Annotated in this window: 15 protein-coding genes, 1 tRNA gene and 1 pseudogene; 6 read left to right on the top strand and 11 right to left on the bottom strand. The window is 70.1% G+C overall.

Annotated features, from left to right (window positions below; translation table 11 throughout):
* Positions 1–228: 228 nt before the first annotated feature.
* Both ACGFYH_RS36485 and ACGFYH_RS36480 read left to right on the top strand, forming a co-directional pair.
* Positions 229–792 (top strand): DUF6283 family protein, encoded by a 564-nt coding sequence (locus ACGFYH_RS36485; protein WP_393807472.1) that lies wholly within the window; start codon positions 229–231, stop codon positions 790–792.
* A 381-nt stretch (positions 793–1,173) separates the two neighbouring features.
* Positions 1,174–1,246 (top strand) — tRNA-Arg (locus ACGFYH_RS36480).
* Positions 1,247–1,384: 138 nt separating this feature from the next.
* On the opposite strand, the gene ACGFYH_RS36475 is transcribed toward ACGFYH_RS36480, so the two are convergent.
* On the bottom strand, positions 1,385–2,086 hold the full coding sequence (locus ACGFYH_RS36475; RefSeq protein WP_393807471.1) for a site-specific integrase: 702 nt from the start codon (positions 2,084–2,086) through the stop codon (positions 1,385–1,387).
* Positions 2,087–2,139: 53 nt separating this feature from the next.
* Here ACGFYH_RS36475 and ACGFYH_RS36470 point away from each other — a divergent pair.
* Both ACGFYH_RS36470 and ACGFYH_RS36465 read left to right on the top strand, forming a co-directional pair.
* Positions 2,140–3,678 (top strand): annotated as a pseudogene (locus ACGFYH_RS36470) (relaxase/mobilization nuclease domain-containing protein); the annotation flags it as partial.
* Positions 3,679–3,784: 106 nt separating this feature from the next.
* Complete coding sequence (locus ACGFYH_RS36465; RefSeq protein ID WP_393807470.1) at positions 3,785–4,870, top strand: phosphotransferase; 1,086 nt, start codon at positions 3,785–3,787, stop codon at positions 4,868–4,870.
* On the opposite strand, the gene ACGFYH_RS36460 is transcribed toward ACGFYH_RS36465, so the two are convergent.
* From ACGFYH_RS36460 to ACGFYH_RS36415, 10 genes are all read right to left on the bottom strand, one after another.
* Positions 4,867–5,898, bottom strand: coding sequence for a glycosyltransferase (locus tag ACGFYH_RS36460; RefSeq protein ID WP_393807469.1), 1,032 nt, complete (start codon positions 5,896–5,898; stop codon positions 4,867–4,869). The two genes, ACGFYH_RS36465 and ACGFYH_RS36460, sit on opposite strands and share 4 nt — an antisense overlap.
* A gap of 6 nt (positions 5,899–5,904) precedes the next feature.
* Entirely contained in the window at positions 5,905–6,519 is a 615-nt protein-coding gene (locus tag ACGFYH_RS36455; RefSeq protein WP_393807468.1) for an AAA family ATPase, read from the bottom strand.
* A complete protein-coding gene (locus ACGFYH_RS36450) occupies positions 6,513–7,427 on the bottom strand; it encodes a PIG-L deacetylase family protein (protein ID WP_393807467.1) in 915 nt (304 codons plus the stop codon). Before ACGFYH_RS36450 ends, ACGFYH_RS36455 begins: the two co-directional genes overlap by 7 nt.
* Positions 7,424–8,155: a glycosyltransferase gene (locus ACGFYH_RS36445; RefSeq protein WP_393807466.1), complete on the bottom strand. Its 732-nt coding sequence runs from the start codon at positions 8,153–8,155 to the stop codon at positions 7,424–7,426. Before ACGFYH_RS36445 ends, ACGFYH_RS36450 begins: the two co-directional genes overlap by 4 nt.
* The gene (locus ACGFYH_RS36440) at positions 8,155–8,955 is read right to left on the bottom strand and encodes a phosphotransferase (RefSeq protein ID WP_393807465.1); all 801 of its coding nucleotides are present in this window, start codon (positions 8,953–8,955) and stop codon (positions 8,155–8,157) included. The genes ACGFYH_RS36445 and ACGFYH_RS36440 overlap by 1 nt, the downstream gene beginning before the upstream one ends.
* Positions 8,956–9,029: 74 nt before the next feature.
* Complete coding sequence (locus ACGFYH_RS36435; RefSeq protein ID WP_393807464.1) at positions 9,030–9,917, bottom strand: glycosyltransferase; 888 nt, start codon at positions 9,915–9,917, stop codon at positions 9,030–9,032.
* A gap of 65 nt (positions 9,918–9,982) precedes the next feature.
* Positions 9,983–10,177: a hypothetical protein gene (locus tag ACGFYH_RS36430; RefSeq protein WP_393807463.1), complete on the bottom strand. Its 195-nt coding sequence runs from the start codon at positions 10,175–10,177 to the stop codon at positions 9,983–9,985.
* Complete coding sequence (locus ACGFYH_RS36425; RefSeq protein ID WP_393807462.1) at positions 10,174–10,620, bottom strand: recombinase family protein; 447 nt, start codon at positions 10,618–10,620, stop codon at positions 10,174–10,176. Before ACGFYH_RS36425 ends, ACGFYH_RS36430 begins: the two co-directional genes overlap by 4 nt.
* Before the next feature lie 194 nt (positions 10,621–10,814).
* A complete protein-coding gene (locus ACGFYH_RS36420; RefSeq protein ID WP_393807461.1) occupies positions 10,815–12,017 on the bottom strand; it encodes a helix-turn-helix domain-containing protein in 1,203 nt (400 codons plus the stop codon).
* 89 nt (positions 12,018–12,106) lie between these two features.
* A complete protein-coding gene (locus ACGFYH_RS36415; RefSeq protein ID WP_393807460.1) occupies positions 12,107–12,760 on the bottom strand; it encodes an HAD-IA family hydrolase in 654 nt (217 codons plus the stop codon).
* A 318-nt stretch (positions 12,761–13,078) separates the two neighbouring features.
* Between ACGFYH_RS36415 and ACGFYH_RS36410 the strand changes: the two genes are divergently transcribed.
* Complete coding sequence (locus ACGFYH_RS36410; RefSeq protein ID WP_393807459.1) at positions 13,079–13,501, top strand: hypothetical protein; 423 nt, start codon at positions 13,079–13,081, stop codon at positions 13,499–13,501.
* A gap of 128 nt (positions 13,502–13,629) precedes the next feature.
* Positions 13,630–15,030, top strand: coding sequence for an IS4 family transposase (locus ACGFYH_RS36405; RefSeq protein WP_393807458.1), 1,401 nt, complete (start codon positions 13,630–13,632; stop codon positions 15,028–15,030).
* Positions 15,031–15,140 lie beyond the last annotated feature (110 nt).

Here is a 15,140-nt window from a genome sequence, read left to right as displayed (position 1 = left end):
AGCAGGCACCGATCGCCTACGAACAGCAGTCAGCTCCCCTGACATTTGCCGCATAACGAAACGAACAGGTGTCCACTCATCGGGGACAAGACCCCTCGTCATCCGACACGCAGACGGCTCTTCCTCCACCCTGCGCCCACTTGGCACCGACCCGGTACTCCCGGACGCTGACCCGATGGGCTGCCGCTACTGTGGCCTGCCCCGCAAGCACGGCAACCAGTCCTCCGCATGGGGACAGCACGCGTACACCGAGCCGACACAATTCCAGATCAAGGCGCGAATGCTGGAGCGCCGCAGGAAGAGGGCAGGAAAGTGAACGACCAGGACACCGTCACCAACGAGTCCGTGGCCTCGTCACTCCGCCCGCCGGCGCCGCGCCCATGTGACAGCTGCCCGTACCGGAGCGGCGTGCCCTCCGGAATCTGGGCGCACGAAGAGTACGAGAAGCTGCGGCGCTACGACGTCCCCACCGCCCACCAACCCGCCGCACTATTCCAATGCCACCAGACCGACGCCGACAGCGACACCCGCCGCATCTGCGCTGGCTGGGCAGGGTGCCACGACGGCGCACACCTCTTCTCACTACGCATCGCTGTCCTCGACGGTCGCATCGAACCGTCAACCCACCAGGCCGTGGTCGACTACATATCCCCAGTCCCACTCTTCGCCTCCGGCAACGAAGCCGCCGACCACGGCCAAGCCGACCTTGACCAGCCCACCGATGAAGCCGAGCGACTGATCAACAAGATCTCGCGGACGCGAACAGACTTGCTGAAGCAAGATCAGACGTGAGCCCGAGCACCGCTGAGAGCTACCCGGCGACATGGCGGCGTCTGCACCAGATCGAACCAAAGATTGCTGAAGGCAGGAGAGCAGACCGCGAACCCTGAGCCGTTGTCACCCGAATGGGGATAGGTCATGACCTGGAGCGACGATGCTTCGTACCTCGTGATGAGCCTTGTCAGGGGGTCCCGGGCAGTCTCCGGGGGACAAGCGGGGGACAGAAGGATTCAGACGGGCGGGGAACGGCAGGGCAAGACAAGGTAAGAACAGGTACTGCCTTCGGGCCTCGCCCCCTGCTTCCCGAACGTCCTCTGACCTGGGAAAACGTGAACCTTGCCGAGTGGGAGGCAGGATCCGCTAGGCTAGAAGCCGGATCCAAGTGATCCCCCCGCCTTCGTAGCTCAGGGGATAGAGCACGGCTCTCCTAAAGCGGGTGTCGCAGGTTCGAATCCTGCCGGGGGCACAACGCATTACGGCTCTGACCTGGGGTTTACCCCCCAGGGAGGGCTCCTACTCGGCCTCGGACTCCTCGTCCGGGGCCGTTTGCGTGAGCGGTGCGTGAGCGGACGGGGCGGCAGCCCCCGAAATGGCCCCCAAACGATCAGCACCATCCGGCACGTCGCGAGGGGCGCGCACGCGGGACGAGACGGGCCGCAGCCTCGGCGATCGCAAGATCCGCCTCGGGAAGCAGGCTCGTGTACGTGTCCGCCGTGATGGTGATCGAGGAGTGGCCGAGCATCTCCTGGATGTCCTTCAGGTCGGCGCCGGCCGCATGGGCGAGGGTCGCCGCGCCGTGGCGCAGGTCGTGGAGCCGGACCGGCGGGAGGCCGATCTCCTCGTACAGCTCGATGAAGCGGCGGGTGACGTTGGCCGGGTGGAGCAGTTCCCCGTTCTCGCGCGTGAAGACGCGGCCGGTCTCCACCCAGGCGGTCCCCCACTTCTCACGCTCCTCGTCCTGCCGAGCGCGGTGCTGGCGCAGGACCTCGACCGTGTCCGCGTCCAGGGCGATGGTGCGCGCACCCGCGTCGGTCTTGGGGTCGTCCTCGTAGACCTCCCAGCCGTCGACGACGAGCTGCTTGGCGACGGTGATGAGGCCCGCGTCCAGGTGGGTGTCGGTCCACCTCTGCCCGCACGCCTCACCGCGCCGGAGACCGCGGAACGCGATCAGGTGGAACAGGGCGTACAGGCGGTCGTCCGCCGCGTGGTCGAGGAAGCGGCCGGTGTGTTCCGGCGTCCAGACCATGACGGGCGAGGACTTCTCGCCGGTGCGCTGCCAGTGCAGGACCCGTTCCTCGGTCCACACGAACGCCCTGGGCCGCTTACCCGCTTCCAGTTCGACGTGCGACGCCGGATTAGGACGCCGAGGACCAGCTCGCCGCGCAACTCGACCAGCCCGTGAAGATGCTCGGCGACAAGGCCCCGACGACCACGGTGTGGCACTGCCCGGTCCGCGCCGCGCCCGAGGACCCGATCCTCACCGACGCCCAGTGGGCGGACATCGCCCGCCGGATCGTAGCCGCCGCCGGCATCGCCCCCGAAGGCGACGAGGAAGCCTGCCGCTGGGTGGCAGTCCGCCACGCCGACGACCACATCCACATCGCCGCCACCCTCGTACGCCAGGACGGCCGCCGCCCCCGCCGCGACCACGACATTCGCGCCGTCCAGCGCGAAGCCCGCAAGATCGAAGCCGACCTCGGCCTGCGCCGCCTCAACCCCGGCGACGGCACCGCCGCCAAACGCCCCACCAGCAAGGAGCACTTCAAGGCCAAGCGCCAGGGCCAGGACACCACCATTCGCGAGATCCTGCGCACGCGCGTACGGCGAGCGGTGGCCGCCGCCTCCACCGAGACCGAGTTCTTCGCCCTGCTGGAGGCGACCGGCGTGGCAGTGCGCCCCAAGACCGGACCGTCCGGCGACGTCCTCGGCTACAGCGTCGCCCTGCCCGGCGACCTCAACAAGCACGGCGAGCCCGTGTGGTTCTCCGGCTCCATCCTCGCCGGCGACCTCTCCCTGCCCAAGATCCGCCACCGCCTCACCGCCACCACCCCCGAACTGGCCACCGCCCGGGCGGCCGACCCTTGGCACCAGGCCACCGCCGCGACCGAACGCATCCCCCGCCGCCTCCCCCACGGAGACGACCACGTCGCCCAGGGCCAGCTCGTCGCCCTCGGCGGAGCCCTCGACCTGCTCCCCCTCACCGCACCAGCCGCCGCGAGGAGCGAGCTCGAACGTGCCGCCGCCGTCTTCGAGCGCGCCACCCGCTCCCGCATCACCGCCGACTTCGACAGCGCCCGCGTCCTGCGCCGCAGCGTCCAAACGATCCTGCGCACCCGCGCCGCAACACGCGACGGCGCCGGGCTGACGATGCTGCTGGACGCCGCCCTCATCGCCGTGGCCTTCGCGAAGCACTGGCACCGCACCCACCAGCACGCCCAACAGGAGGCAGCAGCCCAGCAGGCCCTCGTCCACCTCCAGACCGCGTACGCCCAGGTCGCTGTCCCGGTCCTGGACGATCTCGCCCGTCGCGCCCCCGGTATCCAGACCAAGCAGCGTTACGCCCGCCACCTCCAGCAGGCCGTCCCCGAGCACGCCGATCGCATCCTGAAGGACCCCGCCTGGGACGCCCTCGCCACCGCCCTCGCCACCGCGGAAACAGCCGGCCACAACCCGTCCACCCTCCTCGACCAGGCCCTCGGCCAACGCGCTCTCGATGACGCCCGCAACCCAGCGCGTGCCCTGACCTGGCGCATCCACCGCCTCGGGCAACGCCACGCACCCGGCCCCCTCGCCCAGCCAGCCATGGCCCGCAGCACCACGCGGCTCCCTGCCACCCCGGTCCACCCGCCGGCGGCCACACCGACCGCCGTACAGCAGCCGCAGGTGCGGCGACGTTGACCGACCCTCGTGTTCCCCGAGGGAACAGGGAAAGCGTTCCCTCGGGGAACACCCGATTCGTTCCCTCAGGGAACGGGCGCGTCCCACCGAGACAGACCAGTGATCCTTGTGCGTCCGCACGGCCGACTCCCGTATCGTCGCCAGGGTGACCGACGCGAACGTGGCGGACAGGACGCACCTCCCCACAGACGATCTTGCCGAGCTGATCCGGACATACGACATCGACGAAGTGCTGGACCGACAGCACCTGGCCGATGGCCTCATGAACGTGAACTGGCGGCTGGACACCCGGGCCGGGAGGTTCGCCCTCAAGCGGGTCACGGACGTGCCGCTCGATCGACTGCGTCGCAACCTCGCGGTCCTTCCCGTCCTGGCTTCGTACGGCGTCCCCGTATGTGCCCCGCTAACCACCGTCCACGGCGATGTGATCGCCGAGGTCCGCGGTGGCTTCTACTGCCTCTTTTCCTGGTCGGCCGGGGAACACGTTCGCGGAACTGACCTGTCGCTGACGCAGACGTCCAAGCTCGGCACACACCTCGCGGGACTCCATACGGCGCTCGGCCGTGCTGTCGATGAGGCCGGGATGCCCGCAGTGCCGGCCTCGGTCACCGCTGAGGTGACCGAGGCCGGCCGAGCCGTCCAGAAGGCTGACCGGCTTGCCGGAGCCGTGTCGGCCCGGGGCGCGGGCGACGCTTTCGACAGGGCCGCGGGGGCTGCGCTCGAAGAGCGCAAGATCCTCCTCGACAAGCACGCCCACCTGCGCCCCGAGGGAGACACCCCTGCCGGCCTGCATGGCTGGACGCACGGTGACTTCCAGTACCGGAACCTCCTCTGGGCGGACGGCGGACTGGTTGCCGTCCTGGACTGGGATCGGCTGGGAGTCCGCCCGTACGCGGAAGAAGTCGTTCGTACGGCGCAGGTGCAGTTCGGGGTGGAGGGCGTGTTCGACCTGGAGCGGTTGGCTGCGTTCGTGGCCAGCTACCAGTCGGTGATCCCGTTGGAGTCGGCCGATCTGGTCGACGCCGCGCGGCGACTGTGGTGGAAGCGAATGACGGACTTCTGGCAGCTCGAGTTCCACTGCGACCGGGGCGACCACTCCTGCGACGAGTTGTTCCTCGCCGACGAGGCGCTTCTTCACTGGTGGACGGAGCGGCTCGACGTGGTGGAGCGGGCATTCGCCGGATCTGCCTAGAGCCCCAGCTCCCGAAGCTCGGGCAGGCACGGTCGCGTGAACGTGACCGCCTGACGCCGGGCCCTCATGCCCAGCGCCTCGTGGTCCGCCTCCCGGATCGCGCGTGCGCACGTCTCGGGGCCGACTGTGCTCGGTAGGACGATTCCGGCGTCGCCGATGGCTTCGGGGATGCCGCCCCGGTCGGTCCCGATGCTCGGGACGCCGTGGAGCGCGGCCTCGACGATCACGCGGGGGAAGGCATCTTCCACGGTGGACGGGACCAGCAGCAGGCGATGGCTGCGGTACAGAGGCCCCATGTCGTACACGCGGGGCACGTACGTCACGTTCGGGTAGGCGGCGAAGTCGGCGGCGGTGTCCCACCATCCTTCGACCAAGGTGAAGTGCTGTTCCGGCATGAGACGGATGAGCTGGTGCAGTAGCTCGGATCCCTTGGCGGGGATGGGGTTGATCATGAGTACGGACGCGGTGCGGGCCTCGCCCGAGCCCTCCCCGGACAGCGCGAACGGCGGGTACATCACGGCGAGGCGGGTGCCAGGCGTGTGGGGCGCGCGTGCCCGGACGAAATCCGACACGGCGAGGCCGTAGTGGGGTCGGCCGGCGAGGACCCCCAGGCCGGTGGCGGAAACGGAATGCAGGAGGCCGGCGACGAGCGCGGTCGGTCTGGCCTGCGCGGCGAGCTGCGCCGAGCCTTCCTGCGAGGTGAACACGACATCAGGGCGGAGATCTCCCAGGAGGCTACCCAGCCCGTGCTCCACCTTGTTCTGCATCAACGCTGCACACTCGACCCCGTTCCACCGGTAGCGCAGGGTGCCGTCCGCCTCGTCGTACGGGACGTGATGCTGGTCCAGGTGGGCACGCATGTCGGGGAGCTGGGTGGCCCCGTCCCAGGGCGCCTCGTGCGAGCCGAGATAGGTGACGTGCCAGCCGGCGGCGGCGAGTTCTTCGGCGAGGAGCTGTTGGGTGACCTCGGCGCCGCCGATGCGGAACGGGGGCGGGGTGCGGCGCCAGGCGAACAGGGCGGTGGGCATCTTCTTTCACCTCGTCCAGAAGGTGACGAGGGCTTCCACGGCCTGGGCCACATCGTCCGGCCCCGCGTCGGCGGCCAGGACCGTGAGCTCTCGCGTCGCGGGCCGACGGGGCACGTGGACGAAGTAGTCGCGGGCGTGGCGGAGGAAGCCCGGCTCGTGGAGGAAGTACTCGGACTCGGCGGCGGTGTGGCCGGCGGTCTTGCGGCGGAGGTGGAGCGTCTCCGCCGGTACGTCGAGGTAGAGGGTGTGGTCGGGGCGCAGGAAGGAAAGCGTCTTGAGGCGGTCGCGGAGCTGGTGGTGGACGCCGTACCCGAACAGGGCGTCCTGGGCGTACGCGTGGGCGAGGAGGGTGTCCACGGACCGGTCGAGGATGACGAACTGCCTGCCGCTCGCGGCGGCCTCGGCGACGCGGGTCGCCTCGATCTCCATGAACCTCTCGAAGGCGGCGAGTTGGGCAGCCGCCGAGTCGGTCCGGGCCGGAGGGATGTCGTCGCGGTGGGCGATGTGCCTGACGTAGCAGTCCGAGACGAACGCCCGCGAGCCGAGGGCGGTCTGGCGGAGGTGGCGTATCGCCGTGGACTTGCCTGCGTAGGAGGGACCTTCCAGGGCGATGATCAGCACGTCGGCTCCTCCGTCCGGTAGAAGCGCTCGGCGTAGGGGCCGGGCCCGTCGACGAGGTCGGCCGCCGTGGTGAAGGCGTGCCGGATCGGCCGGTACATCTTCCGCGCTGGGTGCATCTGCGAGCCGTGCATCCGCAGGACGGTGACCTTGTCCAGGACGACGTCGGCGATGTCGACCAGCTCGGGCCGCATCGTCGCCCCCGTACGTGTACGGAACAGGTGCTGGTCGCAGCCGGCTAGCGCGTACGTCGACCAGAACGCGAGGTCCTCCCAGAACCAGGTGCAGCCGAGGCGAACGGCGGCCTCATGGACGAGGAGGTGGTCGGGGTGGCGGGTGACGGCGGCGGGCGCGAGGAGTTCGGCGCCGGGGTGGGCCGCGGCGATCCGACCGAGCTCCTCGGTGACCCGGTCAAGCACCTGTGGGTCGTAGGGACGGTACGGCGGCTCGGCGTCCTTGTGGCCGAGGAGGCGTCGGCGGGCGACGAACGGCGCGAGCGCGGCGGTACCCTCCCGGTCGCGCAGCTCGGACACGGTGTCGACGTCGGCGTACGTGACCTCCAGGGCGGGGTGCACGCTCCGGGACCGGGTGAAGACGGTGACCACGGTCAGCGGTCGGGGGCGGGCGAGGAAGGTACCCGAGGCCGAGAGGGCGAAGTCGTCGTGATGGGGTTCGATGGCGAGGACCGGGCGGTCGGCGGGGGTGCGCGCCTCGATGTAGTACGGGACGCGGGTGTGGGGTGCGGTCACCTCCAGGACGCGGTGGTCGTGGTTCCGGTGGCGGGCGGCGAGCTGCTGGGTGTGCGTCTGGTGGGCGCGGTGGAGGTCGTCGGGGAAGGTGTAGATGCCGTGCCCGTCCGGCACAGGCAGGTCGACCAGGAACTGGGGCTGCACAGTAGTCTCCTTCGTCATCGCACGGTCGTCTCGTACCAGTGGCGCCATATGCGGGGCGACCGGAGGCGCAAGCGGGCGGTCACGGGGTTCTGCCACCAGAGCATCCGTAGGTTCGACCACTGGTCGTAGCGGCGGGTCGACGGGCGCACGCGCAGCTCGTCGAGGATGGTCACAGGCCGGTCGGTGGCCTGGCCGTGGGCGGTGAGGCGGGCGAAGAACTCCACGTCCTCGCTCATGAACAGGTCGTCCCGGTACCCACCGATGTGGTGGAAGGCGTCGGCGGTGCAGAACTGGTTGACGCCCTGGGCCCCGCCGCGCTGGGTGCGGTAGTGGTCCCAGTAGGCGCACAGCAGGCGGGCGCCGAGCCGTTCCGGGGTGTAGAGCGGCGGGATGGCGCCGCCGACGGCCCCGGCGTCCATGGCGGCAGCAGCAGCGGTGACCGCCTCCAGGGGCAGAGCCACGTCCGCGTCGGTGAAGAAGAGCCGGCCGCCGCGGGCCGCTGCGGCTCCTGTGTTGCGGACCCGGCCGATGTTGCGGACGGACTCGGTGACGACTCGGACGCCGAAGGAGGAGGCCATGTCGGCGGTGGCGTCGGTGCTGGCGTTGTCGACGACGATCACCTCTCCCGTACGGCCGGTGATCTCCTCCCAGCGGGTGAGTGAGGCGAGGACGGAGGGCAGGTAGCGGGGCAGGTAGGCGGCCTCGTTGAAGGCCGGGATCACTACCGACAGGGCGGGGGTGCTCATCAGCGCGTCCTTTCCGGGCGGCGCGTACGGAAGAGGTGCGGGGTCCGTCGGCTGAGGTCGTCCAGGCGGCGGGCCCACAAGGCGCGGTCGTCTCCAGGGGAGGAATGCGCCCAGGAGCGCAGAGTGTGGAAGACGACCCAGGCACCCAACAGGTGGTCATCGAGGGCAAGGGGGTAGGCGTCGGTGACCGTGCGGGCCCGGAGAGTCGAGAGGGCGTCGGTCATGACGAGGGTCTGGGCGACGTCTGATTCGCGGGGACCGGCCGCGGCGTCGGTGAAGTCGACCAGGTTGCGGATGGCTCGGGGGCCGGCGATCACGACGTTGTCGCCGTGCAGGTCGCCGTGGCACCACACGGGCGCTGTGTGGACGGCATCGGCGATGGCGGCCAGCGCGGGCGCGATGCGGTCCAGAGTGCTGGGCGGGCTGCGGCGGCCCAGCGAGGTGACCTGCTCGTGAAGCGGCCTGCGCGGAACCCACGGCCGGACGGGCACCCGGTGCAGGCGGCCGAGCAGGCCGGCCAGGTCTTTCAGAGCTCGCTCGTCGGAGATCCGGCCGGAGCGCATGGCGCTGCCGAGGGTGAGCGGGCCGAGGTCGGCGGTGACAAGGGCGGTCGCCTCGTGGCCTGGAACGTGCCCATATCCGATGAGGGCCGGTACGGGGACGTGGTCGGCCACGGCCCGGATGGCAGCGCTCTCCGTGATCGCGTTGCGGCGAGCGGTCGCCGCGTACAGCTTGATCACGACACCGCGTCCGTCGGCCAGGCCCGCCCGGTACACGACGGTGCGCGTACGTGCGGACAACCGGCGGGCGGTGCGGGCCGGTACCCCGGTCACGGCGAGGGCGGCTCGCGAGACAGCGGGCGGTACCCCCGCACTCACCGCACACCCGCCGGTTCCACGCCGACGGCACCCAGACGCCGGACGTGACGCATGGCCCTTTCCAGGTGCCGCCGGTATTCGACGACTTCCTCCGTGACGGGGCAGTCGGCCTGCCACGGCTTCTCAGGACCGACGAAGTGCACGAGGGAGGCAGTCGGATCGGGCTTCGGTGACCGCGTGACGACCCGGCGCACCCAGTTCCCGCGTTCCAGGAATCGACCGACCTCGAACCGGTTGAAACCACCGGCCACCAGGCGCACTCGGCCAGATCGCAGAAGCCACAGGTTCAGGGCGTCCTGGTCGTTGTGGAGGATGTGGCGCCGGGCGTGGATCAGGGCCTGCTCGACGCCTCGGCGGATTCGGGGCATGTGGTCGGTGTGGGTCCAGAGCACGCCCGCGTTGAAGTACGGGCGTCCGCGCAGATGGGGCCAGCGCTCGGCGGCTCCTGGCAGCGCCGGGCACTCGCCGACGGCCGGGTTGAACTCGTCCCGCACGGCGCCGGTCTCGTCCGACGTGAGGGAGCCGAGCGGCTCGCTCACGTCTCCGCGTACGAGCACGTCGGCGTCCACGTAGATCAGGTAGGGACGGCGCACGAAGCTCGGCGTGAACTCGAACCTCAGATAGGTGGTGACGGTGATGTACGAGGCGTCTGCCATGCGCGAGGAGCGCAGAGGGGCGCATCGACGGAGGTCGAAGGAGCCGAAGCCGGCCCGCTTGGCGAGGTCGGCGAGGAGGAGGGCCTGCGACGGGGCCAGGTCGAGGGTGAGCACCCGTACGGCAGCTTCGCGGCGGGCCGCCGGGGTGAGGCTGTCGGCCAGGCCGGCGAGGGCGGCGAGGGCGGGGACGAGGTACTGCTGGTCGATGCAGAGGCCGAACGCGTACACGGCGACTTCGCCTTTCGGGCGTGGTGCACGGGCGTGACGGAAGGGCCGGCAGCGAGCGCGGTCGCTCACGGCGCGTCCGTGGCTTCGGAGCGGGCGAGGATTTCGAGGCTGTCGGGGTCGTCGGTCTCCCAGTGGGGGCCACCGCCGGTCGGCGGCCGCAGCACCCACACGGTGCCGCCGGCGCGGACGTCGGTGACGATCGCCCGCCGTCCGCCGCCGTCCCGAACGAGGTCGCCGACCCAGGCGCGCCGGGCGCTCACGAGCCGTCCTCCCCGTACGTGCCCGTCTGCGTGAACCAGCCGGAGGCCGCGTCCGCGATGTCGCGGCGACGACGGGCCTGGCCGGGGGTTCGACGGGGCGGGGTACCCCTCGACGCGTCCGCGAGGAACCCTCCCCGGTCGCGGAGGAGAACTCCGAGAGCCGCGAACTGGGCGGCGTCGGCGGCGACATGCGTCAGGCCGCTGACGACGACACCGCGGATCATTCCGGCGGACAGGGCGGCCGTGACGGCCTGCCAGCCCGGCCGCTCCATGAGCGGCAGCGACGGGGCAGGGTCGGACCAGACGCCGGCGACGTGCCAGTGCCGGGCGTCGGCGTAGTAGCGCCCACGCTCCTCGCTCTCACCGAGGGCGGTGGAGGTGGTGGCGCAGGAGTAGACGGCGACGGGTACGTGCCCGAGGCCGCCGGGCGGGTTGGTCGGCATACCCACAAGGCTGCTGGGCTGCGGAGTCGGGGCCCAGGCACGGCCCGTCGCAGTGGAGAGATTCCGTATCCGGTCGGACCGCCACGCCGCGTGGCAGCGGAAGCAGGGGCGCCTGAAGGTGTGCCACGCCCCGTAGCAGTCGCGCTGATGACGCGCCCGTACCTACTACGGACCGTGGTACTTCGGCTCGTAGGTCAACGCACGCCGAGGGGTACGCCCGCGGAGTTCGCCAGTCCTCGCAGTCGGTTGACGGACACACCGGCGAGTCTGCTGATGATGACGCCGGGAAGCATCTGGTGGCGCACCCATCCCGGGGCCATCACGCAGACGGCTTGGAGCGTGTCGGCTGCGGCCTCCCACCGTCGGCATTCGACCTGGGTGAGGGCTACGTCCAGGCCGTAGCGGGCCCGGGTGGCCAGGGGCACGGTGTCGTCCAGCCGGACGGTGTCCATGAGCCGCAGCGCGCCGGCCGTGTCGCCGAGGGCCACGGCGATGCTCATGGCCTGCGTGGCGGCGTACATCGGCCCGTACGGCTGGGCGTGCGCGCCGCGGGCGTGCTCGTCCCCGATACGGGCGGCGACGGCGTGCGCCTGGGAGAGGTACTCGCGGGCGTTGTCCGAGCTCGCACCGCCCCGGGACGCGGCGACGGCGGCGTTCGTGACGAGCTGCCCGTACACGCTCAGCCGGTTCGGGTCGTGCTCGCTCATCTTGGGCTCGATCCGGTCGGCTTGTGCTGCGGCAAGGAGGAAGCCCTGCTTGGTCCGGCCGTCGCGGAGGTTGACCCACGCGGTGGTGGCGGCAAGGTGCGCGTCACGAAGATCATCTCCGCTCTGCACGGCGATCTGGCGTCCGTACGTCAACGCCGCATACGCCAGATCTCGCGATCCGAGCACGTTGGCGGCCATGCCCGCCGTCTGGAAGGTGTCGATCAAGACGCCGGCGGCGGCCTCCCGCTCATCGAGGCCGGCCATGTCGAACCTGGCCCGCGCCTCGGGAAGGAGCCGCCCAAGGAGAGTGCCGAGCTCGGTGTACCGGCCTCCCCAGTACGCGGCGTCCGCACGACGGACGACGGCGCGGAGCTCGTCGACGGTGCCCGGCTCGACCTCGGCGGGGATGCCGATGGCCGCGTCATGGGTGGCTGCGGAGACCAGGCGTAACGCGGCCCGCTCGTCGCGGTCCATGGACCGCCGTGGCGCCTGCTGACCAAGGAGCACGGCGATGTCCGTGCCGAGCGCGTCGGCAATCGACAGCAGGGACGGCAGGGAAGCCGTTCCGCCGCGTTCGAGCTTGCGGACCACGCCGACGGACACGCCAGCCGTCTCCGCCAACTGCTCCTGTGTCATGCCGCCGCGCAGCGCCTTCAAGCGCTCAGAGGTGGTGTACTCCGACCACTGCATGCTCCAGAACCTCCGCGTGATGGGCCCCACACGGACAGTACTGGCTGGAGCGGTGGAGCCGACAGCCTTTGGTCAGACCGCAGTTGGGTTCACGCGGCGAGCACCGCCGTGACACCGAGGAGGGCCTCCAACTCGGTCACGGCCTCATCCTCGTCCGTGGCGTGGACCGTGGCGATGCCCAGATCGGCGGCCGGCGGAAGGTTCACCGCGTGATCGTCCACGAACACGCACCGCTCGGCGGGCAGCCCGATCCGCTCCAGGGCGAGTCCATAGATCGCCGGATCGGGCTTCGCCATGCCGACCAGCTCGGAGACGACGTGCACGTCGAACAGGTCCCAGATGCCGACGTGTTCGTACGGGTTGAACGGGTCGAGGCCGAAGCTGTTGGACAGCAGGGCAAGCCGGTGGCCGGAGGCACGCGCGGCACGCGCGAGCGCGACCATCCGACGGGCCACAGGCACCCGGGCCCAGGCCCGCCCCATCAGGTTCACCGGATCCACGTGCGCACCCAACAGCGCGGCCGTGCCCTCGTTCCACTCGGCCTGCCCGATCTCCCCGATCTCCAGAGCCGCGTACAGACGCCGGCCCTCGGGGTGATCGTTGAGAGTGCTGCGCCATGCGCCCGGAGCCAGCCCTTCTGACACGCACCAGGCGCGGTGGACATCGATCGGGCTGGCGGTAAGCACCCCGGCGAAGTCGAGGATCAGGCCGCGCCTGTCGGCGACATCAGTCCTGTGCGGCATCCGGCGATCGTTCCTTCCCTGATGGGTTCTCCCGACGACGCTACCGCGCATCGACCACGCGGACGGGCGATGCCTCCCTCATCGATTCGCGCGAGCACCTAGCCCGAGCAAGGACAGCATTTTCCTACATGGCGAGGATCCGGGCGGGGGCGGCCAGCATCTTGGCCTCCGCCTCAGGTACCGCCCCATGAGCGGTCGCTCAGGCTCACAGAGTGGGAGCTGTCGCGAGACGGCCGTGAAGCGAACTGGCACGGCTTCGGTACGAGAAGCTGACCTCGACCAGGGTGAACCTAAGCACTTGGTGACAGGGATGGCGCCATGGTGCTTCAGGTGGGGGTCAAAGCGCTCCAGAGGAGACGAGATCAACTTCGCGACTCAGCGGAGTCAGTTGACTCGAACAGCGCGCTCGGAGACGTGGCCACGGTCTGTCTGCTCATGTTCTACGCCGCCGAGTGCGGGCTCAAGGAGCGGCTGCTCGTTCGGCAGGGGCACCGCGACTCTGCGGCCTTGGAGCCCACCCACGACCTTCGCAAATTGGCCAAGGAACTGAGGTTGCCTCGAGCCATGGGCGTACGCCTCGACCGGCTTCAGAGTTGCAGAATGCAGCCGCCCACGCGTGGCTCCGTCACTCTGGCCGATCTGCATCAGGCGTGGCGCTATGGTGCAAAGCTTGAGTCGGAGGACGAGAAGGAAGCCCAGGAAGCGCTTCGCGCTCTAATCAACTGGTGCGAGCAGGACTAGGGGCAATGCCGTTCGGTTAGGGGTTCTACTGGCGGCGCAACGCTCGGCGTTTCGGCTGGTGATACGGGCGCAGCCCTTGTAGTGGTTCTCGGGTCCGCCAAGACTCGTGTTCCTCCACAAGGGCTGCAGTGTCCGATTCTGTCATTACGCATGCTCCCGGCGCGTTGGCCGTGGGGCACCTGGGCGAGTTGACCCAGGTTGTTCCGTTTGAGCTCGTCGACGAGGCACTCGCCTCCGCGGGCGGTCTGCAGCATCGGATGCGGCGGCTGCCGTCCCGGGTGGTGGTCTACCTCCTCCTGGCAGGCGCGCTGTTCACCGGGGTGGGCTGGACGCGGGTCTGGTCCCACCTGACCGCCTCGCTCCCTGTGCCGCTGCCCTCACCGGCGCCTTCGTCGATCACAGCTGCGATGCGACGGGTCGGCCCCAAGCCGTTGAAAACACTGTTCGACCTCGTCAAAGGCCCCGCAGCAGTGACCGCGACACAGGTGACACGCTTCGCGGGCCGGCTGGTGGTCGCGATCGACGGCACCCAGATACCACTGCCGGACACGCCCGCGAACCTGTCGGTGTTCCCCAAGACGAAGGCCGGACCGAACGGGCCGGCCGGTTACCCGATGCTGAGGCTGGTCGCGCTGGTGGCGTGCGGGACCAGAACACTCCTGGACGTGGTCTTCGGCACCGACGCCACCGGCGAGCTGACCTACGCCGGTGACCTGAACACCACCGCGGGCCGGACCGGAACACTCCGGCCCGGAATGCTGCTGCTGGGTGACCGGAACTTCTCGGCCACCGCCTTCGTGGGCACGGTCGCGTCCACCGGCGCGGACTTCCTCATCCGCGCCAAGACCCACAGCACAGCGCTCAAGCTCCCGGTCCTGCGCCGTCTGCCCGACGGCACGTTCCTGTCCCGCGTCGGCGACGTCACCGTCCGCGTCATCGAAGCCCACATCACCCTCACCCCTGCTGACGGCGCCGATGAGCGCCCAGTCACCCAGGGCACCTACCGGCTCGTCACCAGCCTGCTCGACCCCGATGAGGCATCCGCGACCGGCCTGGTCAGGCTCTACCACGAGCGCTGGGAGATCGAGACCAGCTACTGCGAGCTGAAATCGACCGTCCTCGGCGGGAGAGTCCTGCGCGGACGCCACCCGGCGGCCGTCGCCCAGGAGACCTGGGCGCTCCTGGTGGCCTACCAGGTGCTACGCACCGCGATGAGTGACGCTGTCCTGCACCGGCCCGACACAGACCCCGACCGTGCCGCATTCACCATCGCGCTGAACACGGCACGTGAGCAGATCATCCGCGCCGCCGGCATCGTCTCCCAGACCCGCGTCGACCTCGTCGGCCGGATCGGCGCCGCGATACTCGACGGCCTCCTGCCCGCCCGCCGGGACCGGACCCGGCCCCGTGTGAAGAAGCGAGCGATCAGCTCCAAGTACCGCGCCGTCGGCCGCGACATCGACCACCGAACCCACAGGACCACCATCCAGATCGAGCACAACCCCTTGCCAAGCCCGCCAGACGGTTAACCGAACGGCATTGGGCCTAGTACTCCAGCAGTACTTCGTGGCTTGACCTGGGGGAACGTGGAGCGGTGGGAGTGTAGCGGGCAGGATGCCGTCACGGACGACTTCCGCCC

The organism is Streptomyces sp. NPDC048392, assembly GCF_043200575.1.
Lineage (GTDB): Bacteria > Actinomycetota > Actinomycetes > Streptomycetales > Streptomycetaceae > Streptomyces.
The sequence above is the reverse complement of the archived record's forward strand: the minus strand, read 5'-3'. Positions and strand labels throughout refer to the sequence as shown.